At 68.7% G+C, this 26,414-nt stretch carries 23 protein-coding genes, 1 rRNA gene and 1 pseudogene; 11 read left to right on the forward strand and 14 right to left on the reverse strand.

Going from position 1 to position 26,414, the window contains the following annotated elements:
- Both IT182_05850 and IT182_05855 read right to left on the reverse strand, forming a co-directional pair.
- Nucleotides 1–259: ribosomal RNA gene (locus IT182_05850) — 16S ribosomal RNA — on the reverse strand; the annotation flags it as partial.
- 756 nt (nucleotides 260–1,015) lie between these two features.
- The gene (locus IT182_05855; GenBank protein ID MCC6162855.1) at nucleotides 1,016–2,227 is read right to left on the reverse strand and encodes a tyrosine--tRNA ligase; all 1,212 of its coding nucleotides are present in this window, start codon (nucleotides 2,225–2,227) and stop codon (nucleotides 1,016–1,018) included.
- A 289-nt stretch (nucleotides 2,228–2,516) separates the two neighbouring features.
- Between IT182_05855 and IT182_05860 the strand changes: the two genes are divergently transcribed.
- From IT182_05860 to IT182_05870, 3 genes are all read left to right on the forward strand, one after another.
- A complete protein-coding gene (locus IT182_05860) occupies nucleotides 2,517–3,002 on the forward strand; it encodes a PilZ domain-containing protein (protein ID MCC6162856.1) in 486 nt (161 codons plus the stop codon).
- Between the two features lie 9 nt (nucleotides 3,003–3,011).
- On the forward strand, nucleotides 3,012–5,960 hold the full coding sequence (locus IT182_05865) for a PAS domain-containing protein (protein ID MCC6162857.1): 2,949 nt from the start codon (nucleotides 3,012–3,014) through the stop codon (nucleotides 5,958–5,960).
- An 89-nt stretch (nucleotides 5,961–6,049) separates the two neighbouring features.
- Nucleotides 6,050–6,889, forward strand: coding sequence for a metallophosphoesterase (locus tag IT182_05870; protein ID MCC6162858.1), 840 nt, complete (start codon nucleotides 6,050–6,052; stop codon nucleotides 6,887–6,889).
- On the opposite strand, the gene IT182_05875 is transcribed toward IT182_05870, so the two are convergent.
- On the reverse strand, nucleotides 6,880–7,497 hold the full coding sequence (locus tag IT182_05875; protein MCC6162859.1) for a phosphoribosylglycinamide formyltransferase: 618 nt from the start codon (nucleotides 7,495–7,497) through the stop codon (nucleotides 6,880–6,882). The two genes, IT182_05870 and IT182_05875, sit on opposite strands and share 10 nt — an antisense overlap.
- Before the next feature lie 89 nt (nucleotides 7,498–7,586).
- Here IT182_05875 and IT182_05880 point away from each other — a divergent pair, with 89 nt between their 5' ends.
- Both IT182_05880 and IT182_05885 read left to right on the forward strand, forming a co-directional pair.
- On the forward strand, nucleotides 7,587–8,060 hold the full coding sequence (locus tag IT182_05880; GenBank protein MCC6162860.1) for a PilZ domain-containing protein: 474 nt from the start codon (nucleotides 7,587–7,589) through the stop codon (nucleotides 8,058–8,060).
- Nucleotides 8,061–8,086: 26 nt separating this feature from the next.
- Entirely contained in the window at nucleotides 8,087–9,532 is a 1,446-nt protein-coding gene (locus tag IT182_05885) for a hypothetical protein (GenBank protein ID MCC6162861.1), read from the forward strand.
- Nucleotides 9,533–9,600: 68 nt separating this feature from the next.
- Here IT182_05885 and IT182_05890 read toward each other — a convergent pair whose 3' ends face one another.
- From IT182_05890 to IT182_05935, 10 genes and pseudogenes are all read right to left on the reverse strand, one after another.
- On the reverse strand, nucleotides 9,601–10,638 hold the full coding sequence (locus IT182_05890; protein ID MCC6162862.1) for a phosphoribosylformylglycinamidine cyclo-ligase: 1,038 nt from the start codon (nucleotides 10,636–10,638) through the stop codon (nucleotides 9,601–9,603).
- Between the two features lie 39 nt (nucleotides 10,639–10,677).
- Nucleotides 10,678–11,898 (reverse strand): HEAT repeat domain-containing protein, encoded by a 1,221-nt coding sequence (locus IT182_05895; protein ID MCC6162863.1) that lies wholly within the window; start codon nucleotides 11,896–11,898, stop codon nucleotides 10,678–10,680.
- A gap of 1 nt (nucleotide 11,899) precedes the next feature.
- Nucleotides 11,900–13,450: pseudogene (locus IT182_05900) on the reverse strand (amidophosphoribosyltransferase).
- Entirely contained in the window at nucleotides 13,359–15,680 is a 2,322-nt protein-coding gene (gene purL / locus IT182_05905) for a phosphoribosylformylglycinamidine synthase subunit PurL (GenBank protein ID MCC6162864.1), read from the reverse strand. The pseudogene IT182_05900 and the gene purL overlap by 92 nt, the downstream one beginning before the upstream one ends.
- A 29-nt stretch (nucleotides 15,681–15,709) precedes the next feature.
- Nucleotides 15,710–15,904, reverse strand: coding sequence for a hypothetical protein (locus IT182_05910; GenBank protein MCC6162865.1), 195 nt, complete (start codon nucleotides 15,902–15,904; stop codon nucleotides 15,710–15,712).
- 19 nt (nucleotides 15,905–15,923) lie between these two features.
- Entirely contained in the window at nucleotides 15,924–16,625 is a 702-nt protein-coding gene (gene purQ, locus IT182_05915) for a phosphoribosylformylglycinamidine synthase subunit PurQ (GenBank protein MCC6162866.1), read from the reverse strand.
- Nucleotides 16,622–16,885 (reverse strand): hypothetical protein, encoded by a 264-nt coding sequence (locus IT182_05920; protein ID MCC6162867.1) that lies wholly within the window; start codon nucleotides 16,883–16,885, stop codon nucleotides 16,622–16,624. Before IT182_05920 ends, purQ begins: the two co-directional genes overlap by 4 nt.
- Complete coding sequence (gene purS / locus IT182_05925) at nucleotides 16,882–17,139, reverse strand: phosphoribosylformylglycinamidine synthase subunit PurS (GenBank protein MCC6162868.1); 258 nt, start codon at nucleotides 17,137–17,139, stop codon at nucleotides 16,882–16,884. Before purS ends, IT182_05920 begins: the two co-directional genes overlap by 4 nt.
- Before the next feature lie 34 nt (nucleotides 17,140–17,173).
- Nucleotides 17,174–18,511 carry an adenylosuccinate lyase gene (locus IT182_05930; protein ID MCC6162869.1) on the reverse strand — a complete coding sequence of 446 codons (1,338 nt, stop codon included), beginning with the start codon at nucleotides 18,509–18,511 and terminating at the stop codon, nucleotides 17,174–17,176.
- Nucleotides 18,512–18,553: 42 nt separating this feature from the next.
- Complete coding sequence (locus IT182_05935) at nucleotides 18,554–19,813, reverse strand: insulinase family protein (protein ID MCC6162870.1); 1,260 nt, start codon at nucleotides 19,811–19,813, stop codon at nucleotides 18,554–18,556.
- A 153-nt stretch (nucleotides 19,814–19,966) separates the two neighbouring features.
- Between IT182_05935 and rlmN the strand changes: the two genes are divergently transcribed.
- Nucleotides 19,967–21,034 (forward strand): 23S rRNA (adenine(2503)-C(2))-methyltransferase RlmN, encoded by a 1,068-nt coding sequence (gene rlmN / locus IT182_05940; GenBank protein ID MCC6162871.1) that lies wholly within the window; start codon nucleotides 19,967–19,969, stop codon nucleotides 21,032–21,034.
- Nucleotides 21,035–21,091: 57 nt separating this feature from the next.
- Here rlmN and purD read toward each other — a convergent pair whose 3' ends face one another.
- Entirely contained in the window at nucleotides 21,092–22,369 is a 1,278-nt protein-coding gene (gene purD, locus IT182_05945; GenBank protein MCC6162872.1) for a phosphoribosylamine--glycine ligase, read from the reverse strand.
- A 69-nt stretch (nucleotides 22,370–22,438) separates the two neighbouring features.
- Here purD and IT182_05950 point away from each other — a divergent pair, with 69 nt between their 5' ends.
- From IT182_05950 to IT182_05970, 5 genes are all read left to right on the forward strand, one after another.
- Nucleotides 22,439–22,636: a 30S ribosomal protein S21 gene (locus IT182_05950; GenBank protein MCC6162873.1), complete on the forward strand. Its 198-nt coding sequence runs from the start codon at nucleotides 22,439–22,441 to the stop codon at nucleotides 22,634–22,636.
- 160 nt (nucleotides 22,637–22,796) lie between these two features.
- A complete protein-coding gene (locus tag IT182_05955) occupies nucleotides 22,797–23,138 on the forward strand; it encodes an STAS domain-containing protein (GenBank protein ID MCC6162874.1) in 342 nt (113 codons plus the stop codon).
- 52 nt (nucleotides 23,139–23,190) lie between these two features.
- A complete protein-coding gene (locus tag IT182_05960; protein MCC6162875.1) occupies nucleotides 23,191–24,117 on the forward strand; it encodes a decaprenyl-phosphate phosphoribosyltransferase in 927 nt (308 codons plus the stop codon).
- Between the two features lie 65 nt (nucleotides 24,118–24,182).
- A complete protein-coding gene (locus IT182_05965) occupies nucleotides 24,183–25,025 on the forward strand; it encodes a hypothetical protein (GenBank protein MCC6162876.1) in 843 nt (280 codons plus the stop codon).
- Nucleotides 25,022–26,413 carry a glycosyltransferase family 4 protein gene (locus IT182_05970; GenBank protein MCC6162877.1) on the forward strand — a complete coding sequence of 464 codons (1,392 nt, stop codon included), beginning with the start codon at nucleotides 25,022–25,024 and terminating at the stop codon, nucleotides 26,411–26,413. The genes IT182_05965 and IT182_05970 overlap by 4 nt, the downstream gene beginning before the upstream one ends.
- Nucleotide 26,414 lies beyond the last annotated feature (1 nt).

Consider the following 26,414-nt stretch of genomic DNA (forward strand, 5'->3'; position numbering starts at 1 on the left):
TAGCTAATCGGACGCGGGCTCCTCTCCAAGCGCCAGGCCTTGCGGTCCCCGGCTTCGATCACCGTTCATCCAAGAACAGGATGTCATGCGGTATTAGCGTCCCTTTCGAGACGTTATCCCCCACTCGGAGGCAGATCACCCACGCGTTACTCACCCGTTTGCCACTTTACTCAGGGCCGAAGCCCCTTTCACGTTCGACTTGCATGTGTTAGGCACGCCGCCAGCGTTGATTCTGAGCCAGGATCAAACTCTCAAGTTAAAGTGTGCGCCGAAGCCGCATCGCTGCGCCACCGGCAAACCTCCAACGTTGAGCGCCTGTTGATTGGCTCTTCAGCGTTGCTACTTATTCGTTGTCCGACGGCCAGCAGTCCTCGCGGACCACACACCGTCGGGCTGAATACTCGACAGGTTTTCGTGCTTGCACGTTCTATCCAGTTTTCAAAGAACCGGCTCGCTGGAGGCTGCTTCGCCCCGCCGAACCGTGCGCTCGCCGTCGTCAGGCGAACTTACCCAGAATACCGAACCCCAGCGGCCCTGTCAACATCTTTTTTTCGCTACCCCCCGGCGCCAATTGCTCGCCAGGAACGACCACCGGTGGCGACAGGAATCGAGACCGCATGCGCGGTTCGATGCTGCGTTCCCCGTTTGCCTAGGGCCACGAAGGGCTCGCCGGACTGGGTTGCCGGCTACCAGGCGCATCGAAGGCACTCGCAGCTCAGTGCGAGCCCTCCACCAGACATCCAGGCGGCGAGGCCGCGCTGTGTGGTGATGCCGGTGCGCCCGGCAAGACTTTCAAGATTAGCGAGAAGTGCTCGAGGTGTCAACCCCTGAATTCTGCACCATCCGGCCTTCCTCTCTGGCCTTCCTCTCTGCCTTCTTGTCCGCTCCTGTCCCGGCCAGCTTCGACCGGTTCCATTCGAGCAAGGCCTTGCACAGCGTCAACTGGCGGGCCCGCCCGAAAAAGCGGATTGACAGACTACGCCTCTCGCCGAGGCGATGTCAACCCCAAATCGAATCAGCTCGCCAGGACCTTCACGATCTGTTTCTTTCCGGCCTGAATCGTCCATGTCCCGCGTGGCACCACGGCACCGATGTCGGCCACGACGGCGCCGTCGAGGCGCACACCGCCCTGTGCGATTTTGCGCGTGGCGTCGCTGCCACTCGTCGCCAGCCCGAGGTCGACGAGCACCTTGCGCAGCAGCTGCCCGGCCGGGATCGCCCGCGTCGGCAGGTCGTCGGCTCGACCATGCCGCGCGGCGTGGCGTGCGCGCGTCGCCTGCACCGCGGCATCAGCCACCGCGTCGCCGTGATAGCCGGCGACGATGGTGCGACCGAGTTCGTAGCGCAGGTCCGAGGCGGAGATCTCCCCTGCCGCGAACCGCGCCTGACGCGTCGCGATGTCGGCGGGCGACAGGTCCGTGAGCAGCGTGAAGTAGTCCCACATCACCTCGTCGGATCCGCGGAAATCCTCGACGATCTTGCGCAGCATCTCCTCGGCGGGCTCGTCGATCCCGACGTAGTTGCCGAGACTCTTCGACATCTTCTCCACGCCATCCAGCCCCACGAGCAGCGGCGTCGTCAGGATGATCTGCGCCGGCAGGCCGTAGGCGGGCATGATGTCGCGTCCCACGTTGAGGTTGAACAACTGATCCGTCCCGCCGAGCTCGACGTCCGCGTGCAGGAAGACGGAGTCGTAGCCCTGACTGAGCGGGTACAGGAACTCGTGCAACGCAATCGGCTGGCCTGCGTCGTACCGCTGCCGGAACTCGCGCCGCTCGAGCATCTGCGCCACGTTGTAGGTGGCAGCCAGCTTGATCCAGTCCACGCTCGTGAGAGCCCCGAGCCAGCGACTGTTGAAGTCCACCACGGTCTTCTCGGGATCGAGGATGCGGAAGACCTGCTGGCGATACGTGTCGGCGTTGGCCTGCACGGCTTCGGGCGTCAACGGCGGGCGCGTCTTCGACCGGCCCGTCGGATCGCCGATGAGGCCCGTGAAGTCGCCGATCAGGAACACCACCGTGTGCCCCAGATTCTGGAAGTGCTTCATCTTGCGGATGAGCACCGTGTGGCCGAGGTGCAGGTCCGGGGCCGTCGGATCGAAGCCCACCTTCACGACGAGCGGCCGTCCCCCCTGCTCGGCCGCCACCAGCCTGGCGCGCAGATCCGCCAGCCGCACCACGTCCACACATCCCCGCGTCAGATACGCCAGTTGCTCGTCGATCGACATCGGGGAGAGATCTTACCGGCAACCGGCAACCGATGGCCGGGTACAGGGACCCGCCTCGGTGCTGACGCGCTACGGCGCCGCAGGCCACAGGCCGGGCCCGACCCTACCAGGTGTTGCCGAATGCGCGGGGAGCCGAAGGCCTAACAGCCCGTGGTGGACCCGATCGGTTGCCGGTTGCCGGTTGCCGGCGAAAGCTCCACCCGCGATGCGTCGATTCATCGAAGAGTCGAAGGCACACCATGCCGTGCGCGGCCCGTTGGCCGCGGCGTCAAAGACGCGAGGAGACGTCGTGTCTCAGCAGACGGACACCAATAATCGCCGGCAGCACCCGCGGGTGCCCGCCAACCTCTTGCCCACGTTGACGGCACGCCTCAGCGGTGGGGCGAGCGTCCGGTTGCTGGACGTGTCTCGACGGGGCGTGCGGCTCGAGACGCCGCTGCACATGCGCCCCGGCCAGACGGTGGCCATCCGCTTCGTTGCCGCCGACGCCACCGTCACGCTCAGCGCCGCCGTCGTCCGCGCCACGGTCGCGCGCGTCGACGCCGAGGGCATCAAGTACGAGACCGCGCTGTCGCTCGCAGGCGATCTCGTGCTGTGCGACCAGCTCACCGAGGCCGCGATGCAGGAAGCCGAACCGGCAGAGGCTCCCGCCGGCGCCGGAACCGCCGCACCGCCGCCAGCGAGTCTGGCACCCGTGGTCGACTACACCGTCATCGTGCGAGGCGTCCCAGACGCGCCCTCGCTGCTCGAAGGCCTCCAGGCCAACAGCTGGTAACCATCATTCATGCGCGCGCGCCTCGTCGCCATCTCCGTTTCCGATCCCGCGTCGCTTCGAGCCTCGCTCTCCGCGGCCCTCGGCACCTCGTCGGTCGACCTGTGCCAGGCGACCGAAGCGGCCGTCACATGGCTGGAGAACCGGCCGTGCGACCTCGTGACCATCGCCGGACAGGGTGCCGCGGTGGCCGACGGCGTCGCGCGCATCCGGCGCGTCAGCAAGACGATCCCCGTCCTTGTCGTTGTGCCCGATTCCTCGACTCGCGAAGCCGGGGCCGCATGGCTCAACGGCGCCGATGACGTGGTCACGGCTTCGGCGCTGACGGCCGGCACGCTGCCCGAGGGGCTCGACGATGTGCGGCACCCCGAGCGTGACGTCGTGCGCCGGATCCAGCGCCTGTGGTACGCCGGTCCACCCGACGCGTTGCGTAACCAACTCGCGACGCGTCTCGGAGCCCGTTTCCGCGAGGTGGGCCTGTCGGCCGAGGGCCTCGCAGGTCTCACCACGCAGGACGTCGAGAATCCCCACTCCGCCGCGCTGATCGTCAACGCGCTCGCCGAGGCCGAATCGCTCGTGCTCGGCGTCAGGCGCGTCAAGCGGACGTACCCGGGCCTTGCCGTGACGGTCGTCGCCGACGGCACGCACCATCAGGCCTTCCGCCGCGCGGGCGCCGACGAGTGCGTCGTGCCGCCGGCCGACGCCGACACGGTGCTCCACGCCATGGGCCGCGCGCAGGCCACGTGCCGGACGTCGCTCGAGCTCGACATCGTGCGCGCGAGGGAGACGCGGCTTCGCGCCCTGCTCGAACACCTGCCCGAAGCCGTCATGCTGGTGTCGCCCGAGCACGCGGTGCTCGCCGTCAACCTGGCGGCGCTGCGCCTCATCGGCGCCCAGGACGCGCGTCAGGTCATCGGCACGCCGCTCGCGCCCTGGTTTGCCGGTGACGACGAACACGCGCCGATCGCGCTGGTCGACGGCGTGGCCGCTGGCTCCCCGCGCGAGTTGTTCACGCGCACGCGCCACCTGGCCGATCCGCGGGGCCTCCAACTCCGTGCCGTCCCGTTCCAGCGAGAGACAGGCGGCTCTCCCGCCGCCTTGATCGTGCTGCGTGAAGTGGTCGATGCGTCGTCTGTCGACGCGGCATCGGCTCCAGCCGGTGCATCCGACGCCGACCGCCAGGCGTGGGACGAGGAACGCCGCGCGTTCGTCTCGCGCGTGGACAGCCTCGCGGCTGAACTCACCGACGCCCGCACGCTTGCCGAGTCGCTCCGCGAAGCGCAGGCCACGCTCGCCGCCTCGACGGTACCCAGCGACGAGCGCGACGCCTGGCTGCGCGAGCGTGCCGATCTGGCGACGCGCATCGAAGTGCTCGATGCGGATCTGTCAGAGGCCCGTGCGCTTGCTGATGCGCAGCAGACCAACCTCCTGTCGCTCAACGCGACGATCGATTCCCTGCGCGACGCGCAGGAGGCAGTCAGCGCGGCAGCGGTCCCGGACGAGGAACGCGACGCCTGGACTCGCGAGCGGGACGATCTCACGGCACGCATCGACGCGTTGTCGACCGCGCTCGACGAGGCGCGCGCACGTGAACAGGCACCGCAGACGGGACAGGACGATGCCGCCCGCCGCCTCGCCGTGCTCGAACAGGAAGAGATGCCGCTGCTCCTGTCGCGCATCGACAGCCAGCAGCAGTTGCACGACGAGAACGTCACGGCGTTGCGCGATGCCCTCGCGCGCGTGCAGGCACTCGAAGGTGACGAGATTCCGGCGCTGCGCGATATCGCCGAGGCCGCGAGGGCCGACGCCGCGCGCATCGCGGACGCGCTCGACGCCGCGCAGCAGCGGGCGGCAGAACTCGAAGCGGCGCTGGCCGACGCCTCGACACGCGCGGCCGACCTCGAACTCGAAGTGGCGCACGCCCGCGTCGCGCCGCCGCCGATCGGCGCGCCGGTCGAGACCGTCGCCATCGATCTGCCGCCCGAACAGCGGTGGCTCCTGCAGGAAGTGGCGCACATCGGGCTCGTCCGCACCACAGGTGACGGACGGGTGCTCGAAGCCAACGACCACGCCGCCGCGCTCTGCGGCCACGGCCGCGGCGCGGATCTGGTCGACGCCGGCAGGCTCCCGGAACCTCTCGCGCTCATTGGCGATCCCGACGATCGGTCCGCTGCGCGATTCGAAGTCTGCCTGCAGACGACGGCCGGACAACCGCCGCGCTGGGTCGCCGGCGCGCGCCTGGCCAGGACCGACGATGCCGGCGAGGTGACGTGGCTGCTGGCCGACGCATCGGTGCACCACGCGGGCGATCCGGGTGAAATGGCGCGTCCCGAGGCCTTCACCGCGATTCTCGAAGCCGTTGCCGCAGAGTGCGCGACGATCGTGGACCGTGCCCCGACCGTGCGCGGGCCGCGTCCCATCGATGCGGCACCGATGGATCGCGAGACGACAGACGCATTGGAACGTGCGCGTGTGCTGCTCCAGCAGGTGGCCTCCGTGCGGAAGCGCCGCGAGGCGCAGGCCGCGATCGACGAACTCAGCGGGCACCTCCAGTCGCTGGAGCCCGTGCTCGCCAGGCTCGCCACCGAGGACGTGACGTGGGAGTTGGCTGTGCCGGACGCCCCCGTCCACGTGTGCGCGTCGGCGTCCGATGTCGAGCGGTGCGTGACAGGGCTCGTGACCTCGGCACGCGACGCGCTCCCGCTCGGCGGCCGGCTGTCGCTGTCGGTGGAGACACCCGGGCCCGCGATGGTCGATGGTGACTTCGCCGTGCGTCGTCTCGATGCGCGCCTGACGTTGTCGGCGCAGGGATACGGCGTGCTGCCGCTCGACGTTCCGCCCGCGCTGCGCGATCTCGCCGCGGCGTTCGGAGGGGAGTTCGACGTCGCACGCGCCGACGCGCTCACGCAGCGCATCGTCCTCCGCCTGCCCCGCGCGTTCGTCGTGTCGCACGCCGCGTAGACATTTCAGAATCTCACGGGCATTGTCCTCCCGGAGCCGCCGGACACGTCCGGCGGCTACACCTTGATGCCAAGCGTAGGATAGGAGTGATGGCGGTGCGATCCTCGTCACTCCTGAGCCGGCGCGCCGTGTTGCGGCTGGCGACTGGCGTTGCGGCGGGGCTCGTGGTCGGCGAGAGCGCATACGGCGCCCTCTACGAGCGGCACCATCTCGGCGTCACGCGCGCCGATGTTCCGTGCGCGGCGCTGCCGCCCGCGCTCGACGGCTTCCGGATCGGCCTCATCACCGACACCCATCACAGCGCATACGTCTCGCTGCCGTTCATCGAGCGCGCCGTGGCGCTCCTCGACGCGGAACGTCCCGATCTCGTCGTGCTCGGTGGCGACTACGTCACGCGACACGATCGCCGCTACATCCCCGACGCGGCTGCGCCCTTCTCGCGTCTGAACCCACCTCACGGGATGTTCGGTGTCCTCGGCAACCATGACGATGGGGTGAACGTGCCGAGGATGCTGCGCCGGGCCGGCGTGACGGTGCTGGCCGACGCACGCACGCGCGTGACAGTGCACGGCGAGAGAATCGACCTTGTCGGCGTGAACTACTGGACGCGCACGCTGCCGGATGTGGCACGCGTGGCGAAGGGGCGCGCACCATTCACGATTCTCCTCGCCCATGATCCACGTCGACTGACTGAAGCCGCCGCGCTCGACATCCCGCTCGTGCTCTCAGGACACACGCACGGCGGACAGATCGCCCTGCCCGTCCTTGGCGCCATTGCGGCGACCAAATACCCCGTCGCCGAAGGCGTCGGACACACCGGCGCGTCGACGCTGTTCGTGAGTCGCGGCGTTGGCACCGTGCTCGTACCCTGCCGCCTGGGGTGCCCGCCCGAAGTCGCGGTCCTGACGCTGCGGCAGCGTCAGGCCTGAACGAACCGTCGTCCGTCGATGGACCAGCCAGGCGTCAGGACGCGTGCAATCGCTTCCGGGTAGATGCGGTGCTCCTCGACGAGGATGCGCGCCGCCAGCGTCTCGGGCGTGTCCTCGTCGAAGACTGGAACGACGGCCTGGAGCACGATTGGTCCGGCGTCGAGTTCCGGGGTGACGAGGTGGACGGTGGCCCCGGCCACCTTCACGCCGTGCGTCCACGCCTGCCCCTGCGCGTCGACACCGGGGAACGCCGGCAACAACGACGGGTGGACGTTGAGCACCGGACCCGGCGCGCGGTCCAGAAACACGCGACTGAGGATGCGCATGAAACCCGCCAGGCAGACCACTTGCGCACCGGCCTCCTGCAGTCGCTCGACGAGCGCGTCCTCGAACGCGCCCCGCGATGCAAACGCCGTGTGTTGGATGACGGCCGTGGGAATCCCCGCCGCCCGCGCGTGATCGAGCCCGCCGGCGTCCGCCCGGTTCGCGATCACGACGCCGACCCGTGCCGCCAAGCGCCCCTCGTCGATCGCGCGGATGATCGCCTGGAGATTGCTGCCGCGGCCGGAGATGAGGACGCCGAGGACACGAGACGTCGAAGGAGCCATGCGCGCTCAAGCATAGACAATCCCTGCCGATTATCGTGATGGACGTCGCTGTCGCTCCCCGTGCTGCCGTCCGCACAGGAGATCTCCCGATGGATCGCCACGACGAGTCGCTCGAGGCCTGCGACGGCCACGAACGGCGTGCCCATCCCCGTATTCCGGCCAGGTCGGTTCCGTACCTCACTGCGCGGATCGCCGGTGGACCGGCTGTTCACCTGATCGATCTCTCGAAGCACGGTGTCCAGATCGAGACGACGCTGCACATGCGTCCCGGTTCGACGGTGGCCGTGCGCTTCCTCTCCGGCGATCGCAGCGTGACGCTCACAGGTGCCGTCGTGCGCTCCACCGAGCTCGTCAGGCCGCACCGGGGCGACGTGAAGTACCATAGCGCCCTGTCGTTCACTGATGAGCTCAGCCTCTGTGACGAAGCCATCCAGGCGGCGGAGCCGGCGCGTGAACCTCAGCGCGCCGTGGTGCCGCAGGTCAGCGTCTGCGACCTCTTCACGATGATCCTCATGGACGGCTGTCGCCCCAGCCACGCATACGTCGAGGCGACGGCGCGCTAGCGGCGCCGCCTCGAACGGCCGTCCACATGAAGGTCCTGCTCCTCTCGCAGCGTCCGCTCGGGACCGCTGAGATCGACCGGGTCGTCATGACGGGTCTGAACCCGTCTGCCCTGGACGTGTGCCCGTCCATCGCCCTCGCGCTGAGCCGGCTCGATGCCTTCCCTCCCGATCTCGTCGTCGTCGACCTGCCGCGGCAGGAAGCCGACGAGGCGGTCCACGCCATGCGGGAGCGGGGCATCGCCGTACCCGTTGTCGTGGTGGCCGCGACTGTCGCCGAGCACGCCGCGTCGATGGGGCGCGGGACGACCTCTGGGCACGCGGCCGCCGATCGGGGTTCCGATCGCTCGAACGGTGATACGCAGGACGCCGACGTGTTGACCTGGGGCGACCATCTCGACCCGACGGAGGCACGCGCGGCTGGCGCGGCCATCGCGGCACACGCGACCGGTCCATCGCCGCAACCGCTGGGCGTCGCAGATGCCCTCGATGCCGAGACGCGCTGGCTGCTGTACGAGGTGGCGTCCATCGGACACGTGTCGACAACGCTCGACGGCAGTATCCTGGCGTCCAACGACATCGCCGCGCAGTTGCTCGGCCACTTCTCGCCGGACGCGCTCGAAGCCGCGGGCCAGATGCCGCGCCCGCTCCTCGACGTGGCCGGCGCGTACGCGCAGCGCCCCTCGCGCTTCGAGCTCTGCCTGCAGCACGGCGAGGATGGTCCGCTGCACTGGATCGTCGGCCTGGCCCTGCCGCAGGGCGGCACGCCAGCGACGGTGACGTGGTTCCTGATCGACGCGAGCGAGCAGCGCCTGGAAGCACGGCGTGCGCGCTTCCTCCGTCGGATGGACGCACTCACGCACGTCCTCTCGGCGGCAACGGCCGAGTGCTCGACGCTCGTCGACACCGGCGGCAGGGCACTCGCGTCCGCGCGCGCGGCCCTGGTCGACGACGCCGGCGTGGATGAAGCGACGCAGGCCCTGTCGCGCACGCAGGCCGTCCTCTCGCAACTCGCGGGCTTCGCACGGCGCCGGGCACGGCGGCCGGGCCTGCGCGACATGCGCGCGCTCCTGGAGCAGATCAGCCCGGTGCTCGTCCACATGATGGGCGACGACATCACGCTGACGCTGAACACGGGCACCGAACCGCTGTACGTGTCGCTGGATGCCGCGGAAGTCGAGCAGTGCCTGGCCGCGATCGTCAACCAGGGCCGCGAGGCCCTGCCGCTGGGCGGACAGATGAAGATCTCGCTCACGTGGACACTGGGGGATGGCGACGCCGCACAGGGTCGTGGCGCGCGTCCGGAGATCGTGCTGGCGTTCGAGCTCCAGGGCTACGGCCTGCAGCCGGTCGTACTGCCACCGACCGTGCAGACGCAGGTGATGCGCATTGGCGCGGACCTGGCCACCGAACAGCCCGACCACCTCACGGCGCGCCTCGTCCTGCGCCTGCCGCGCGTGTTCGTCACGGCTTGACCGGGCAACCGGCAACCGGCAACCGGCAACCGGCAACCGAGAGGCGACGCTGGCCGCACGGGCGGCGTTTACGCGCCTGCGTACTGCACGTCTTTGTTGCCGGCGACGATTTCGCCGATCACGCGGCCGCCTGACTCGCCGGCGTCCGCCAGGCGTTCGAGCACGCGGTTGACCTCCGAGGCCGCCACCACGAGCACCATGCCGATGCCCATGTTGAACGTGCGCCACGCGTCGGCGTCGGGTACCTCGCCCTTGGTGACGAGCCACGTGAACAGCGCGGGGACGTCCCATGAGCCGCGGTCGATGCGCGCCGCGGTGCCCTCGGGCAGCACGCGGGGCACGTTGTCGGTGAGGCCACCGCCCGTGATGTGCGCGATCCCGTGGATGAAGCCCTCGTTGACGAGCGGCAGCACGGGTCCGAGGTAGGACCTGTGCGGGCGCAGCAGTGCATCGCCGATCCCGATCCCGAGCTCCGGGATGTGATCGTGGATACCAAGCATCAGCGTGTCGAACGCGATGCGGCGCGCCAGCGAGAACCCGTTGGTGTGCAGACCCGACGAGGGGAGGCCGATCAGGGCATCGCCGATGGCGATCCTGTCACCCGTCAGCACCTGCGCACGCTCGACCATGCCGACGATGAAGCCGGCGAGGTCGTACTCGCGATCGGCATAGAAGCCCGGCATCTCGGCGGTCTCGCCGCCGAGCAGCGCGCACCCGTTGGCCTTGCACGCCCGCGCGAGGCCCTCGACGATGTCGACGGCGACATCGGGCGACAGGCGTCCCGTGGCCAGGTAGTCGAGGAAGAACAGCGGACGAGCACCCTGCGCGAGGATATCGTTCACGCAGTGATTGACCAGGTCCTCGCCGATGGTGGTGTGGCGGTTCATCATGAACGCCACCTTCAGCTTGGTGCCCACGCCGTCGGCGCTGGCCACGAGCACGGGGTCTGTGCCGCCGGCGGCCCGCATGTGGAACAGCCCGCCGAACGCGCCGATGTCGGACAGGACGCCTGGCGTGAACGTCTCCTGCGCGAGTCCCCTGATGCGGCGTACCACTTCGTGCCCCGCGTCGATGTCCACTCCTGACGACTTGTAGTCCATGTGCATCCTTGGCGCGATCGGCCGGCTGGCCGTCGCGTCCCGAGATCAGAACTCCAGGGCGGTGATGAGCACCTGCGCCGCGTCGCGCGTGGGCGCATCCGGTGCCGACGCCCAGTACTGCCGGCGGACGATGGCGAAGAACCGTTCCTCCGCATAGTCCTCTTCGAGCATGTCGAACGCATCGCGGAGCAGCAGCGTGGCGTCGCGCCGCGGCAGGCTCGGCACGAGTCCGAGCAGTGCTTTCGGATCCCGCATCACCGCCTGTCCGGTCGCCAGCGCGATGGGCGCACGCACCGGATCGTTGGCTGTCATGCCGAGTTCGAACAACGCCGGCAGCGCTTCGGACCTGCCGATGGCCGCGAGGTCGGCGAGTGCGGTCGCCGACGCGCGCGCGAGCTCCTGGTAGCCGAGGTTCTGCACGGCGAACGCCAGCGACTCGCGAACGAAGCGCGCGTGTCCGTCGCAGTTGTTGCCGAGGCCGCAAATCGCCGCGGCGACGGTTGGCTGCAATTCGCGACCGCCCGAGCGCTGCACACTCACGAGCGTCGGGAGAGCGCGCTTGTCACCGATCTGTCCGATGGCCCGCACCGCATCGTCCTGCAGCGGGCCGTCGAGGAGCGCGATCTTCGCGATCTCGTCGAGGGCATACGCGGCCTTGTGGGCCCCGAGCGCCTCGATCACGGCGCCGCGGAAGAAGTCGACACCGCGCATCACTTCGCGCTCGAGTACGGCCTGCACCTTCGGATCGGTGCCGTGCGCGGCGAGTGCGCGCACCAGCGCCGGGCGCACGAACTCGGCCTGTTCGCGTTCGAGCGCATCGAGCAGGCGCGGTACGAGCGACGGCTGCGGGTGGTCCTCGACCCACGCGTATGCCACTTCGCGAAGGCGATCGTTCTCGTCGGTGAGCGCGTCGATGAACACCGGTGCGCTGCCCGGCTCGTTGAAGCCCGAGAGCAGCACGAGTGCCCTGAAGCGGACGTAGCCATCCTCGTGCCGGCGCGCCGCCTCGACGAGCATCGGCACGATCACGGCGGACGGCGCGCGGCGAATGGCCGCCGATGCCTCGACGCGCGTCTTGTAATCGAGCTTGCCAAGCTTGTCGATCGCGGCCTTCAGCGCAGCGGGATCGGCGGCCGGCGTGGCGGGTGCGGTCGCCGCACGCGGCGGCGTCCTGGTCGCCGGCGCCTGTGCACCTGCGACGGCCACGCCAAGCGCGCCCAGCATCCCTGCGACGAGCGGCATCACGCGACGGCGGCTGGCATTCACGTCAGACCTGCTCCTCCAGCGCGAGTTCGTTCCTGCCAAGTTTCAGGGCCAACTGCAGATAGGCATCCTGATCCTTGGGGAACTCGATGGGATACATGCCCGTGTAGCAGGACGTGCAGTAGTGCTCCCGTTCCGGCGCGACACACCCGAGAAGGCCGTCGAGGCTCAGGTACGAGAGCGAATCGGCGTCGAGATACGTGCGGATCTCCTCGAGCGTATGCGTGGCGGCGATGAGTTCGGAGCGGCGCGGCGTGTCGACGCCGTAGAAGCACGGCGAGATCGTCGGCGGACAACTGATGCGCATGTGCACTTCGCGCGCGCCCGCCGCCTTGACCATCTTGACAATCTTGCGGCTCGTCGTGCCCCGCACGATCGAGTCGTCGACGAGCACCACCCGGCGTCCCTCGATGATGCTGCGCACGGGATTGAGCTTCACGCGCACGCCGAAGTGACGGATCGACTGCTGCGGCTGGATGAAGGTGCGCCCGACGTAGTGGTTGCGGATGAGGCCCATCCGCATCGGGATGCCCGACATCTCCGAGAAACCGATGGCGGCGCAGACGCCGGAGTCGGGAATGGGCACGACCACGTCGGCCTCCACCATCGACTCCTCGGCGAGCCGGCGTCCCATCGCCGTACGCGTCTGGTTCACGCTCCGTCCGAAGACGTCACTGTCGGGCCGCGCGAAGTACACGTGCTCGAAGATGCAGTGGGATCGCGCGGCTGGTGCGAACGGCTTGTGCGAGGTGAGGCCCTGCGAGGTGATGACGATGACCTCGCCCGGCTCGACGTCGCGCACGTACGTGGCCTGGATGAGATCGAGCGCGCACGTCTCGGAGCAGACGATCCACGCGTCGCCCAGCTTGCCCAGCGCGAGCGGACGGAAGCCATGCGGATCCCGTGCGGCGATGAGGCGATCCGGCGAGAGCATCAGGATCGAATAGGCGCCGTGGACCTGCGCGAGCGATTCGATCGCGGCCTGCTCCTGCGATCCGGCGGTCGAGCGTGCGTAGAGGTGGAGCACCACCTCCGTGTCGCTGCTGGTCTGGAAGATCGACCCCTTCGCAACGAGCTAGCGCCGGAGCTCACCGGCGTTGACCAGGTTGCCGTTGTGGCAGATCGCCATCTGGCCGTGCACGCAGTCGATGAGGAACGGCTGCGCGTTGGCGAGGCGGCTCTCGCCGGCGGTCGAGTAACGCGTGTGACCGATCGCACTCGAGCCCGTGAGGCTGGTGAGCGTGCGGTCATCGAAGATGTCGGCGACGTGTCCCATACCCCGCGCCACTGTCACCAGGTGACCGTCGGCGGCGGCGATGCCCGCGCTCTCCTGTCCGCGATGTTGCAGCGCGTAGAGACCGAGGTACGTCAGGTTGGCGGCTTCGGAATGGCCGAAGATGCCAAAGACCCCGCATTCTTCCTTGAGCTCGTCCACCTGACCTCCGTTCTCCGTCCGGCGATCGTCAGCGCGCCGGCGACGCCAGCGCGTCTTCGAGCGCGTTGGCCCACACCGCTCGCAGCTGCGCCACCGAGTGCGACAGCACCACCTGGCCATCCACGCGTACGTCGAGCGTGGTGCCCCCCGTCGTGCCGATCACTGCCGCGGCCACGCCCGCCTGCGCGGCGCGATCGAGCACTGCCGCGACGTTGGCCGGCGTCACGGCAAGCAGGACTCGCCCTGCCGATTCACTGAACAACGTCGCGTGTGCGACGGGCACGCCCGCCGGTCCCATCACGCCGGCGACGGACACGGTGGCGCCGATGGGGTAGGCCGGGCTCGGAGAGCCGGCCCTACCATCAGAAGAGCTGGCCCTACCAGCGAGGGACCCGGCCCTACCAGCAGAGTCGGCCCTGCCACCGAACGTACATTCGGCGAGCGCCACGGCGAGACCGCCTTCCGCACAGTCGTGCGCGGACGCCACGAGTCCCGCGCTCACGAGCGCCGGCAACAGCACCTGCAGCGCTCGTTCGTGCTCGAGATCGACCGCGGGCGGCAGGCCTCGCAGTTCGCCATGGATACGCTGCAGGTACTCGGTTGCCCCGAGTTCCGCGCGCGTCTCGCCCAGCATGACGATCTGCAGGCCCTCCGACGGAAACGCCTGCCCGATCACCTTCGACGCATCGTCGACGAGACCCACCACACCGAGCACCGGCGTCGGGTGGATCGCCTTGCCGTCCGTCTCGTTGTACAGGCTGACGTTGCCCCCCGTGATCGGGATCCCGAAGGCACGACAGGCCTCACCGATGCCCTGCACGGCCTCGACGAACTGCCACATGATCTCCGGCTTCTCGGGATTGCCGAAGTTCAGGTTGTTGGTGGCGCCGAGTGGCTCGCCACCCGCCAGCGCCACGTTACGCGCCGCTTCGGCGACGGCCAGCATCGCGCCGCGCTTCGGATCGGTCTGCCCGTACCGGCCGTTGCCGTCGACAGACATGGCCAGCGCGCGCGTGGTGCCCTTGACGCGCACCACGGGCGTGCCCTGCCCGGCGAGGCACAGCGTGTTGGTACGCACCATGTGGTCGTACTGTCTGTAGATCCACTTCTTGCTGGCGATCGTCGGCGACGCGAGCAGGGTGCGGAGCACGTCGGCCGTCTCCGGGAACGCCTTGAAGTGCGACGGCGCGAGCGTCTGGATCTCGTCGAGCCACGCGGGTCGTGCGGACGGACGGTCGTACAAGGGCGCCTCGTCGGCCAGCGCACGCGCCGGGACTTCCGCCACCACCACCCCGTGCTCGCGCACGCGCACCAGCCCATCGTCTGTGACGTGACCGATGCACACGGCGTGCAGGTCCCACTTCTCGAAGATTTCCTCGACCACGGCTTCGCGGCCCTTGTGGACCACGAAGAGCATGCGCTCCTGCGACTCGGACAGCATGATCTCGTACGGCGTCATGCCCGTCTCGCGCTGGGGGACCTTGGTCACCTCGACGTCCATGCCCATGTGTCCGCGCGCGCTCATCTCCGACGTCGCGCACGAGAGCCCTGCCGCGCCCATGTCCTGCAGACCGACGAGCGCGCCCGTCTTCAGCACCTCCAGGCACGCCTCGAGCAGCAGCTTCTCCATGAACGGGTCGCCCACCTGCACCGCCGGACGCTTCTCCGCCGATGCATCGTCGAACTCGGCCGATGCCATCGTCGCGCCGTGGATGCCGTCGCGACCGGTACTGGCGCCTACGTAGTAGACGGCGTTACCCACCCCGTCGGCCCTGCCCTTGACGATGCCGTCGGCCGGCGCGATGCCGAGACAGAACACGTTGACGAGCGGATTGCCCGCATAGCAGGGATCGAAGGCCGCTTCGCCGCCGACAGTCGGGATACCGATGCTGTTGCCGTAGCCGGCGATGCCCGCGACCACGCCCCTGACCACGCGGCGCGTACCCGGCTGCGAGAGGTCGCCGAAGCGCAGCGAGTCGAGCAGCGCGATCGGCCGCGCGCCCATCGTGAAGATGTCGCGGATGATGCCGCCCACGCCCGTCGCCGCACCCTGGTAGGGCTCGATGAACGACGGGTGGTTGTGACTCTCGATCTTGAACACCGCCGCGAAACCGTCGCCGATGTCCACGGCGCCTGCGTTCTCACCAGGCCCCTGCAGCACGCGCGGTCCCTGCGTGGGCAGCGTCTTGAGGTGGATGCGGGAACTCTTGTAGCTGCAGTGCTCGGACCACATCACCGAGAACATGCCGAGTTCGGTCATGTTCGGTTCGCGGCCGAGCATGTCGACGATGCGGGCGTATTCGTCTTGCTTGAGGCCGTGGCGGGCGAGGACGTCTGGCGTGATGGGCATGGTCAGGTCTGAAGACTCGGGCGGCCGCGTCAACGCGACAACTTGCGCAGGAAGATGACGGCGACGACGACGTCCATGACCGCAGCCACGACGATGAGCATGATCAGCGGCATCGGGTCGCTGCCGAACTCGAACGTGCCCGTCCACAGCAGCGCCGCGAACACCAGCAGCAGCACAGCCGAGCCGAGCAGCGCGTAGATCCCCGTCATCCTGGATTGGGCCATGGGTGTGTCCCGTGGAGCGCTACACGGCGCCGACGGCCAGCCGCCTCGACACGGACTCGAACAGCACCCGGCCATCGTCGCTGCCGAGCACTGTCTCGCAGGCCCGCTCCGGGTGCGGCATCAGACCGACGACGTTGCGGGTCGCGTTGCAGACGCCCGCGATGTTGTTGAGCGACCCGTTGGCGTTGGCGTCCGGCGTGATCGCGCCGTCGGCCGTGGCGTAGCGGAAGACGACCTGCCCGTCGCGCTCCAGACGCGCGAGCACGTCGGGTTCGGCGAAGAACTGTCCCTCGCCGTGCGCGATCGGGATGTTCAGCACCTGGCCGGCGGCGCAGGCCTGCGTGAACGGCGTGTCCACCTGTTCCACACGCACGTGAACGTGCTCGCAGCGGAACTGGACCTGCCTGTTGCGAATCAGCACCCCATCGAGCAGGCCGGCTTCGCAGAGGATCTGGAAACCGTTGCAGATCCCGAGCACCGGTCCTCCCTGCGCGGCAAACGCCGACACGGCCTGCATCACCGGCGAGAAGCGCGCGATGGCACCGGTCCGCAGGTAGTCGCCGTACGAGAACCCGCCAGGCAGGATGACGACGTCGGCGCCTCGCAGCGACGTGTCCTTGTGCCACAGGAACTCGGCCGGCTGGCCGAGCACGTGCTTCACGGCGTAATACGCGTCGTGATCGCAGTTGGAGCCGGGAAACACGACGACCGCGAACTTCATGGACGTCCTCCGCGAAGGCGACCGCTCTCGTCTTCATCCTCGGTCCTGCGATCGGCCGATGCGAGGGTCGACTCGAGGACGTGGCGCGCACCGGGTTGCAGCATCGCCTGCATCGTCAGCGCCGCCGCCGCCGACGTGCCAGGGCTCGCCTTGCGCCGACGATAGAACACCCATCCGCGCGCTTCGGCTCGCAGCAGGACGCGATCCATCGCCCACGCGATGAGCAGCACCACACCGACCACCGCAATCCATCTCGTCATGCGCGTGCGGGCTCCTGCGACTCGAACCGGAAGCTCTCGATGACGGGGTTGGCGAGCAGCCTGGCGGAGACCTCGCGCACCAGGGCCTCGGCGCCTGGCACGTCGGCAGCCTCCACCTGGACCTCGAAGTACTTGCCCTGGCGGACGTCTGACACCGCCGGGTACCCCATGCTGTGCAGCGATTCCACGATGGTGCGGCCCTGCGGATCGAAGACGGAGGGTTTGAGGGTGACGAAGACGCGGACTGTGAACAGGGCCATTGTCTGGACTCGGGATTCAGGACTCGGGTTACACGGTCGCCGTGGCGGACGCGTCCTGGCGCGACACGTCCGCCGCACCAAAGACGCGGGTGAACAGCGTGTCGACGTGGCGCAACTGCTCGTCGAGGCTGAACGTGCGATCGATCTCCTCGCGCGTCAGCACGCCCATGATGTCGGCGTCGGCGAGCAGCAGTTCGCGGAAGTCGCGCTGCTCGTGGAACGAACGCATCGCGTTGCGCTGCACGTAGAGATACGCCTGCTCGCGCGAGAGGCCGCGGCGTGCAAGCTCGAGCAGGACCTGGCCGGAAAACACCACGCCGCGCGATCGGGCGATGTTCTCGAGCATCCGATCCGGGTACGCGACCATGCCGGTCACGATGCGCGTGAAGCGGCGGATCATGTGGTCGAGCGCCAGGAAACTGTCGGGCAGGATGACGCGCTCCACCGACGAGTGGGAGATGTCGCGCTCGTGCCACAGCGCCACGTTCTCCAGCGCGGCGAGCGCATTGGCGCGGACGATGCGCGCAAGGCCGCACACCTGTTCGCAGCCCACGGGGTTGCGCTTGTGCGGCATGGCCGACGAGCCCTTCTGGCCCTTGCCGAACGGTTCTTCGACTTCGCCGAGCTCCGTCTTCTGCAGGCCGCGGATCTCCAGCGCGAACTTCTCGAGCGACGCCGCGGTGATGGCCAGCGCCGTCATCAGTTCGGCATGCCGATCGCGCTGGATGACCTGCGTGGCGATCGGCGCGGGCGTCAGGCCCAGGCGCGCGCAGACGCCGGCTTCGATCTCCGGCGGAAGGTGCGCGAACGTGCCCACGGCACCGGAGATCTTGCCCACGCCGACGGCATCGCGCGCGCGCGTCACGCGGACGATGTCACGCTGCACCTCGGCGTACCAGAGCGCGAGCTTCAGGCCGAACGTCATTGGCTCGGCGTGCACGCCGTGCGTGCGCCCCATCATCGGCGTCCGCTTGTGCTCGAACGCGCGCGTGCGGATCGCGTCGGCGAGCGCCGCCAGGTCCACGAGGATCAGGTCGCAGGCCTCGCGCATCTGGAGCGCGAGCGCGGTGTCGACCACATCCGACGACGTGAGGCCGAAGTGGAGCCAGCGCGCGGCGGGTCCAACGTGCTCGGCCACTGCCGTCGTGAACGCGATCACGTCGTGCTGCGTGGTCTGCTCGATCTCGTCGATGCGCGCGATGTCGAAGGTGGCCTTCTCGCGCAGTTCCTTCGCGGCATCGGCCGGCACGATGCCCGCCTCCGCCATGGTGTCGGCCGCCGCCAGCTCGACGGCGAGCCATGTCTCGAACCGGCGTTGCTCGGCCCAGATGGCGGACATGGCCGGCTGTGCGTAACGTCGAATCATCGTGTCGTCGTGCGGCTCCCGTGCCGCTGCGAGTCGTGCGGCCTACGCCACGGCGAGCCGCGAGAAATCGAGAGCGGCAGGGCCGCCGGGGCCGAGCACCGTCACGCCGACGGCCTCCTGCCTGAACAGGTCGCCGGCCACGCGCAGTACGTCCTCTGCGGTGACGCGCTCGATGCCGGCGATGATTTCGTCGAGCGAGACGTGCCGCCCGAAGTACATCTCCTGGCGGGCCAGGTGCGTCATGCGGCTCGACGTGCTCTCGAGGCTCAGCATGAGGCTGCCCTTCAGGTGGTCCTTGGCGCGCCGCAACTCCTCGTCGCCAATCGGATCGACGCGAAGTGTGCGCAGTTCCTGCCCGACCAGGTCCACGACCTCCGCCACGTTCTCGGCCGCGCAGCCGGCGTACACCGACAGCAGGCCCGTATCGCGATAGGAGGACGCGCCGCTGAACACTGCGTACGCAAGGCCGCGCTGTTCGCGGATGGTCTGGAAGAGCCGCGAGCTCATCGAGCCGCCCAGCACGATGTTGAGCAGGTATGACGGGTAGCGGTCGCCGTGGTCCTGCGGATAGGAGGACGTCCCGATCACGATGTGGCTCTGCTCGAGGTCCTTGACCCGCTCGAGCTGCGGCGGGTGGATGGCAGGGGTCGTGTCGTGCCAGTCGGCGCCGGCGTCGGCCACGGACCCGAACGCGTCCTCGACGAGCGCGCGCAGCTGCGCGTGGTCGAAGTGCCCGGCCGCAGCAACGATCAGGTTCCGACCCACATAGGCGCCGCGGAAGTACTGTTGAAGGGCGTCGCGCGTGAACCCGCTCACCGTCTCGGGCGTGCCGAGAATCGGACGTCCGAGGGGATGGTCGCGCCAGAATTCCTCGGCGAACAGCTCGTGGACCAGATCGTCGGGGGTGTCCTCGACCATCTTGATCTCTTCGAGAATCACCTTCTTCTCGCGCTCGACCTCATCGGCGGGGAACGCCGGGTGCAGTACCAGATCCGACAGGATGTCGAAGGCCCGCGGCAGGTGCTCGTCCATCACCTTGATGTAGTAGCCGGCGTATTCCTTGGACGTGAAGGCGTCGAGGTTGCCGCCCATCGAGTCGAACTGCTGCGCGATGTCCTGCGCACTGCGGCGGTCCGTGCCCTTGAAGAGCATGTGCTCGATGAAGTGCGCGATGCCGCTCTGGTCGGCGGTCTCGTGACGCGATCCTCGCGTGAGCCACACGCCGAGGCTGACCGATCGCACGTGGGGCATCGTCTCGGTGACGAGACGGACGCCGTTCGGAAGAGTGTCGTGGACGATCATCGTCGGGGAACCCCGACACCGCCAGCGCCAGCCGGGGTCGGGGAAATACCGATCATAGCAGGGACGGCAACCGGCAACCGGCAGCCGGACACCACGAAGTGGAGCGAAGGGGCTTCATGAAGCTCCTTTGCCTGGTTCGGCGAGAATGTACGGGTGTCTGAACTCGACGATGCGCTCGTGGCCGCGGAGGCTCCGCCGTTGACGGACCTTGCAGGGCAGACGGCAGGTGAGCTGTCGGCGCTTGTCGTCGAGCTGGGGGGCAAGCCGTTCCAGGGGCGGCAGCTCTTCAGGTGGATCCACAAGAAGGGCGTCACCGACTTCGCGGCGATGACCGACCTGCCGAAGGGCTTGCGGGAGCGCCTCGCAGACCGGACGACGATCGGCACGCCCGCCATCGTGCGCACGGACGCCTCGTCCGACGGCACGGTGAAATTCCTGCTGCGCCTCGCCGACGGCCGGCAGATCGAATCGGTGTTCATCCCCGACACGCCGGCGCAGACGTTCTGCATCTCCACGCAGGTGGGCTGCGCGATGAAATGCGGGTTCTGCCTCACCGGAACGATGGGATTGACGCGCCACCTCACGGCCGCCGAGATCTCCGGGCAGGTGCGCGTGCTCGCGCGGGAGCTCGGCTTCCTCGACACGCCCTTCAACATCGTCGTGATGGGCATGGGCGAGCCCCTCCACAACTACGACGCCACGATGAAGGCGCTGGCGATTGTGGGGGCGGAAGACGGGCTGCACGTGTCGCCGCGACGCGTGACGCTGTCGACCGTCGGCGTCCTGCCAGGGCTGGAGAAGCTCGCGCGCGAGGCGTACATGCCGAACCTCGCCATCTCGCTGCACGCCACCACCGAGGAGCAGCGCGACAGGCTGGTGCCCATCAACAGGAAGTACTCGCTGGCGCAGTTGATGGACGCGTGCCGCAACTTCCCGCTCAAGAAGCGCAGCCGGATCACGTTCGAATACGTGATGCTCGACGGCGTGAACGACACGCCGGCCGACGCGCGGCGCCTCGTGAAGCTTCTGAACGGCCTGAAGGCCAAGGTGAATCTGCTGCCCCTCAATGAGGCGGCAGGCATCCCCTACCGGCGCCCGTCGGACGCACGCGTCGACGCCTTCGCGCAGATTCTTGCCGACGCCCACGTCACGGTGTCGGTCCGCAAGAGTCGCGGTCGCGACATCAGAGCCGCGTGTGGGCAACTCGCAGTGGACAAGTAGTTCCCCCGTCGCACGGGCTGTGAAGCGCGTGGCTTCAGCCTTGGCACCAGTGAAGTCCTACCTGGCGATGTCTCGCCGGAACTCCATGTGTTCGAAGGAGATGCGGGCGGCGGCCTCGTAGGCTCTCGCGCGGGCTGACGGCAGGTCGTGGCCCTCGCCGACGACAGTCAGCACGCGCCCGCCCGCCGTCACCACCTCGTCTGAGGCCTGCCCGCCGGAGCCTTGGCGAAGGCGGGTCCCGGCGTGAAAGACCACCACGCCGTCCATCGCGCCGGCATCGTCCAGGCCGGAGATGGGATAGCCGGTGGTGATGGCGCCCGGGTACCCGCCTGACGCGAGCACCACGCCCACGCGCGCGCCTGTCGGCGCGGGAAGCGGCGTCTCCGGCAACCGACCCGTTGCCGCGGCCAGCAGCAGTGGGGCGAGATCGACAGGCAGCAACGGCAGGACCACCTGCGCCTCGGGGTCGCCGAACCTGACGTTGAACTCGATGACCTTCGGCCCGTCGGCCGTGAGCATCAGGCCGCAATAGAGGATGCCGGCAAACGGCGTGCCCTCGATGCGCATGCCCGTCAGCACGGGGTCGACGATGGTCGCCATGACGCGACGAGCCATGTCCGCATCCACGAGCGGACTCGGCGCCAGCGCGCCCATGCCGCCCGTGTTCGGTCCGCGATCGCCGTCGTAGGCCCGCTTGTGATCCTGCGCCGTGGCCAGCGGCAGGGCGCATGTTCCGTCGCACAGCGCGAAGAACGACACTTCAGGGCCGACGAGGCACTCCTCCACCACGACCGTGGCGCCCGCCGCCCCGAACGTGCCGCGGCGCATCGCCGCGTCGACGGCCTCTCGCGCCTCGGCCGTCGTGGCCGCGACCGTCACGCCCTTGCCTGCCGCCAGGCCATCCGCCTTGACGACGACGGGAGCGCCGAACGCGGCGATGGCGGCGTCGGCATCCTCGGCCGTTGCGCAGATGCGCGCCTTCGCCGTCGGCACGCCGTGACGCTCCATGAACGCCTTGGAGAACGCCTTGCTGGTCTCGAGCCGGGCCGCCGCCTGCGACGGACCGAACACCGTCAACCCCGCGGCGCGGAGCGCGTCCGACACACCGGCCGCCAGGGGCTGCTCGGGTCCGACCACCGTCAGGTCGACACCGTCCTCCTTGACGAACGCCGTGACGGCCTCCGGCGAGAGGATGTCGAGCGCGACGTTGGTGGCGCAGGCCGACGTTCCGGGGTTGCCCGGCGCGCAGATGACAGACGTGACGCCGGCTTCCCGTGCCAGTTTCCAGACGAGCGCGTGCTCGCGCCCGCCGCCGCCGAGGACCAGGACCTTCATGTGCTACGCTTTCACGTTGGTTGACCGGCCCACGGTCCACCCAATGCCATGCGGGAGGAGGTGAGTCGAATGGCCGAAGTCAAGGTGCAGGAAGGTGAATCGATCGAAAGCGCCCTGCGTCGCTTCAAGCGCAAGGTGCAGCAGGAAGATATCATCAAGGACATCAAGAAACACTCGTTCTACCTGAAGCCCGGTGACAAGCGTCGCGCCAAGCAGGCCCTCGCCCGCAAGCGGAGCCGCAAGAAGCAGCGTCGCGAGACCGAGTAGTTCCCCGGGCGGCGGCCGGATCGCGTCCGTCCGCCGCCTGCCGTTCGCATGGTGACGCGTTCTTGACCGTGCGCTCGGCATGGTGCTACTGTCAGCCCTCTTGAGGGTGGCTTTTTCCCTGTAATTGCAGGGAATTACAAACGGAAGCTGGAGAGACGCGATGCAGATTGATGAACGGGTCGTCGGCGGCGTGACGATTCTGGATCTGTCGGGCAAGATGACGCTCGGCGAGGGTGACGAGCTGCTGCGCGAGAAGATCGCCAGCCTGGTCAACGCCGGCCAGAAGCACCTGCTGCTCAACCTCGAAGGCGTGCCCTACATCGACAGCGCGGGTCTCGGCGAGATGGTGCGGTCCTACACCACCGTGAGCCGGCAGGGCGGCACGCTCAAGCTGCTGAATCTCACCAAGCGCATCGAGGATCTCCTGTCGATCACCAAGTTGCTCACGGTGTTCGAGACCTTCGACAGCGAAGCGGAAGCCATCCAGAGCTACACGGCCTAGGCCGATTCCCGTCGACCGTGGGCGCGTCCCCACGCTCCACGCTCCGATTGCGTTGACTGCTACGCATCCCCCCGGCACGCCGCGACCCTCCGTCGCGGCGTCGCTGTTTCTGGCGCTGCGTCCCGCGCAGTGGACCAAGAACCTGATCGTCTTCGCGGCGCTGATCTTCGGTCAGCGCCTCCTCGACGGCGAGGCGGTGCTGCGCGCCGTTGTGGCGTTTTTCGCCTTCTGCGCCCTCTCCGGTGTCGTCTACGTGATCAACGACGTCGTCGACCGCGAGAGCGATCGGGAGCATCCCCTGAAGCGACTGCGCCCGATCGCGGCCGGCCACCTGTCGGTGGCCACGGCGCTCGTGTGCGCCGGGCTGCTGCTCGTGGCGGCACTGGCCGCCGCGGCCTGGTTGGGCCCCGCCTTCCTGACGCACGCCGCCGTGTACGTGCTCCTGCAGGTCGGCTACTCGCTGAGCCTCAAGCGGCAGGTCATCCTCGACGTGCTCTCGATTGCGCTCGGCTTCGTCGTCAGGGCGTCGGCCGGCGGCGCGGCGATCGGCGTGCCCGTGAGCCAGTGGCTGCTGGTCTGCACCATCCTCCTGGCGCTGTTCCTCGCATTGGCCAAGCGCCGGCACGAGATCACACTGCTCGGCGACGATGCCCTCAGGCACCGCGCCATCCTGGGCGAGTACACGCCATATCTCGTGGACCAGATGATCGCCGTCGTGACGGCGTCCACGTTGATGGCGTACGCCTTCTACACCGTGAGCAGCGATACCGTGGAGCGCTTCGACACGCCGTGGCTGGGACTCACGTTGCCGTTCCCCCTGTACGGGATCTTCCGGTACCTTTACCTGGTCCATCGCCGCAGCCAGGGTGGCAGTCCGAGCGAATTGCTGCTCGCCGACCGCCCGCTGCTGCTGTGCGTGGCCCTCTGGGGCGCGACGACTGTCGCGCTGATCTACCATCCGTGGGCACTCGCCCGATGAGCCGCCACGCCGGCGCCCATCGGGGCGAGGTGTCCTGAGCGTCACCTGCCATGCCCGAGTTTTCCGTGCGCGCCGATTCAGTGAACGTCGAGGACATCATGCGGCAGATCCGCGCCCGCGTGAAGGAGAAGCGCGGCGCCGACTACACCGAAGACGAGATCAAGGAGCTCGCCGCCGTCAAGCTGGAACGGTTCCTCGATCCCCTGGCCGTGCGATCGGGCCTGCTCGAGGAATACCGGAACCAGCGCGGCGTGACGACGCTGCTCGACATCGAACCCGCGCCCGACCAGTACGGGTTCGACGAGGAGTCGATCTACGAGTCGTCGCGCGGCGCGGCGGGCCGGATGCTGCGCACGCTGCGCAAGCTGCTGAACCCGCTCCTGAAGATGTTCTTCAACCCGAATCCCGTGATTCGCGTGCTGAACATGCAGACCGCCCTGAACGGTTACTACTCACGATCGATCGCGCGCGTGAGCAGCCGCGAGGCGCTGAATTTCGAGGTGCTCAACAACCTCGTCGTGGAGCTCACGAGGCTCAGCATCGAGAACCGCAACCTCAAGATGCGGGTCGAATCGCTCAACACGCGCCTGGACTTCTCCGAACGCCGCGCGCGCGCCCTCGAAGGCGTGGTGCAGTACAAGGCGGGCGCTTCGCCCGTCTCGCTCACCACGCTCGATCCCGTCGACGACGCGAGCCTTGCGCCCGAGGATGCCGACAAGGTCGGCCGGCGGCGCCGACGGCGGCGGGGGCGCCGGCGTGGGCCCGGCGGCGACGGCGGTGGCGAGGGGAGCGCTGCCGGAGGGGGCGGCGAGAGTCAGGCCGACGAGGGCGGGGCGGCGCGCGATGACGCTCCGCGTGCCGAGACTCCGTCTGCGGGCGCCGGCGGCGCCGATCCCGTCGCGCCGTGAAGCTCGGGATCGTCGTCCAGCGGTACGGGGCCGACATCAACGGCGGCGCCGAGCAGCACGCGCGCTACATCGCCGAGCGGCTGTCGCAGAAGCACGACGTCGAGGTACTCACCTCGTGCGCGCGCGACTACGTGACGTGGCGCAACGAGTACCCGGCCGGCGAGGAGTCCATCGGCCGCGTGCGCGTGCGTCGCTTCGCCGTGTCGCGCGAGCGCGACCCCGACGAGTTCGGCCGCGCGTCGTTCCAGGTGTTCGATCGGCAACACTCGGTCGCCGACGAACTGGCGTGGCTCGAATCGGAAGGCCCGACCAGCCCGGCGCTGGTGTCCTACGTCGCCTCACACGCGTCAGCCTACGATTACCTGTTCTTCTTCAGCTACCGCTACCACCACAGCTATCACGGCATCAGGGCGGCGGCGCACAAGGCCATCCTCGTCCCGACGGCGGAGCGCGATCCGGCGATCGGTCTCGGCATCTTCCCGCCCGTGTTCCGCGGCGTGCGCGCCATCATGTACAACTCGCACGAGGAGCAGGCGATGATCCGCGCGGCCTCGGGCAACGAGGCCGTGCCTGGCGTGGTGGTGGGCGTCGGCTCCGACATCGCGCAGCAGGCCGTCGCCGAACGCTTCCGGCGCGCGTACGACATCCGCGGGCCGTTCGTCCTGTACGTCGGCCGGATCGACGAGAACAAGGGCTGCCGCGAACTGTTCCAGTTCTTCCAGCAGTACCTCTTCACGAACCGGCGTCCGCTGCAGCTCGTGCTCGCGGGCAAGGCGCTGCTGCCCATCCCCGATCACCCGATGGTGCGCCACGTCGGCTTCATCTCCGATCAGGACAAGTACGACGCGCTCGCCGCCTGCGAGGCGCTGATGATGCCGTCGTTCTACGAGAGCCTGTCGATGGTGGCCATCGAGGCGTGGGCGATGGGGAAGCCGGTCCTTGCCAACGCCCACTGCGACGTCCTGCAGGGCCAGTGCCTGCGCAGCAACGCGGGCCTCTTCTACGCCGATGCGCGCGAGTTCGCCGAGACGCTGCACGTGCTCACGAGCAACCGGTCGCTCGCGCGCGCGCTCGGCGAGAACGGGCGCCTGTACTTCCGCGACAACTACGCGTGGCCGGTGATCGACGCCCGCTACGACGCGATGCTCGCGCAGCTGGCGCAGTCGCCGGCGGGCAACGGGATCGAGCCGCTGCCCGGCTGGTTCGCCAGGCGGCGCGCCACGCTGCCGCCGGCACGCGAGGTGCTGGCGAGCATTCCGTCCGGACCGGCACCTCGTCCGGCCGTCACCGGTGCCCGGACACGACCCGAAGGTCCGCCGCGAGGCGGACGCGGCGGCATGCGCCGGCGCCGCCAGGGCGGACGACCCGCCGCGAGACAGGGGCGCTGAG

The organism is Acidobacteriota bacterium (assembly GCA_020845575.1).
Classification (GTDB): Bacteria; Acidobacteriota; Vicinamibacteria; order Vicinamibacterales; family Vicinamibacteraceae; genus Luteitalea.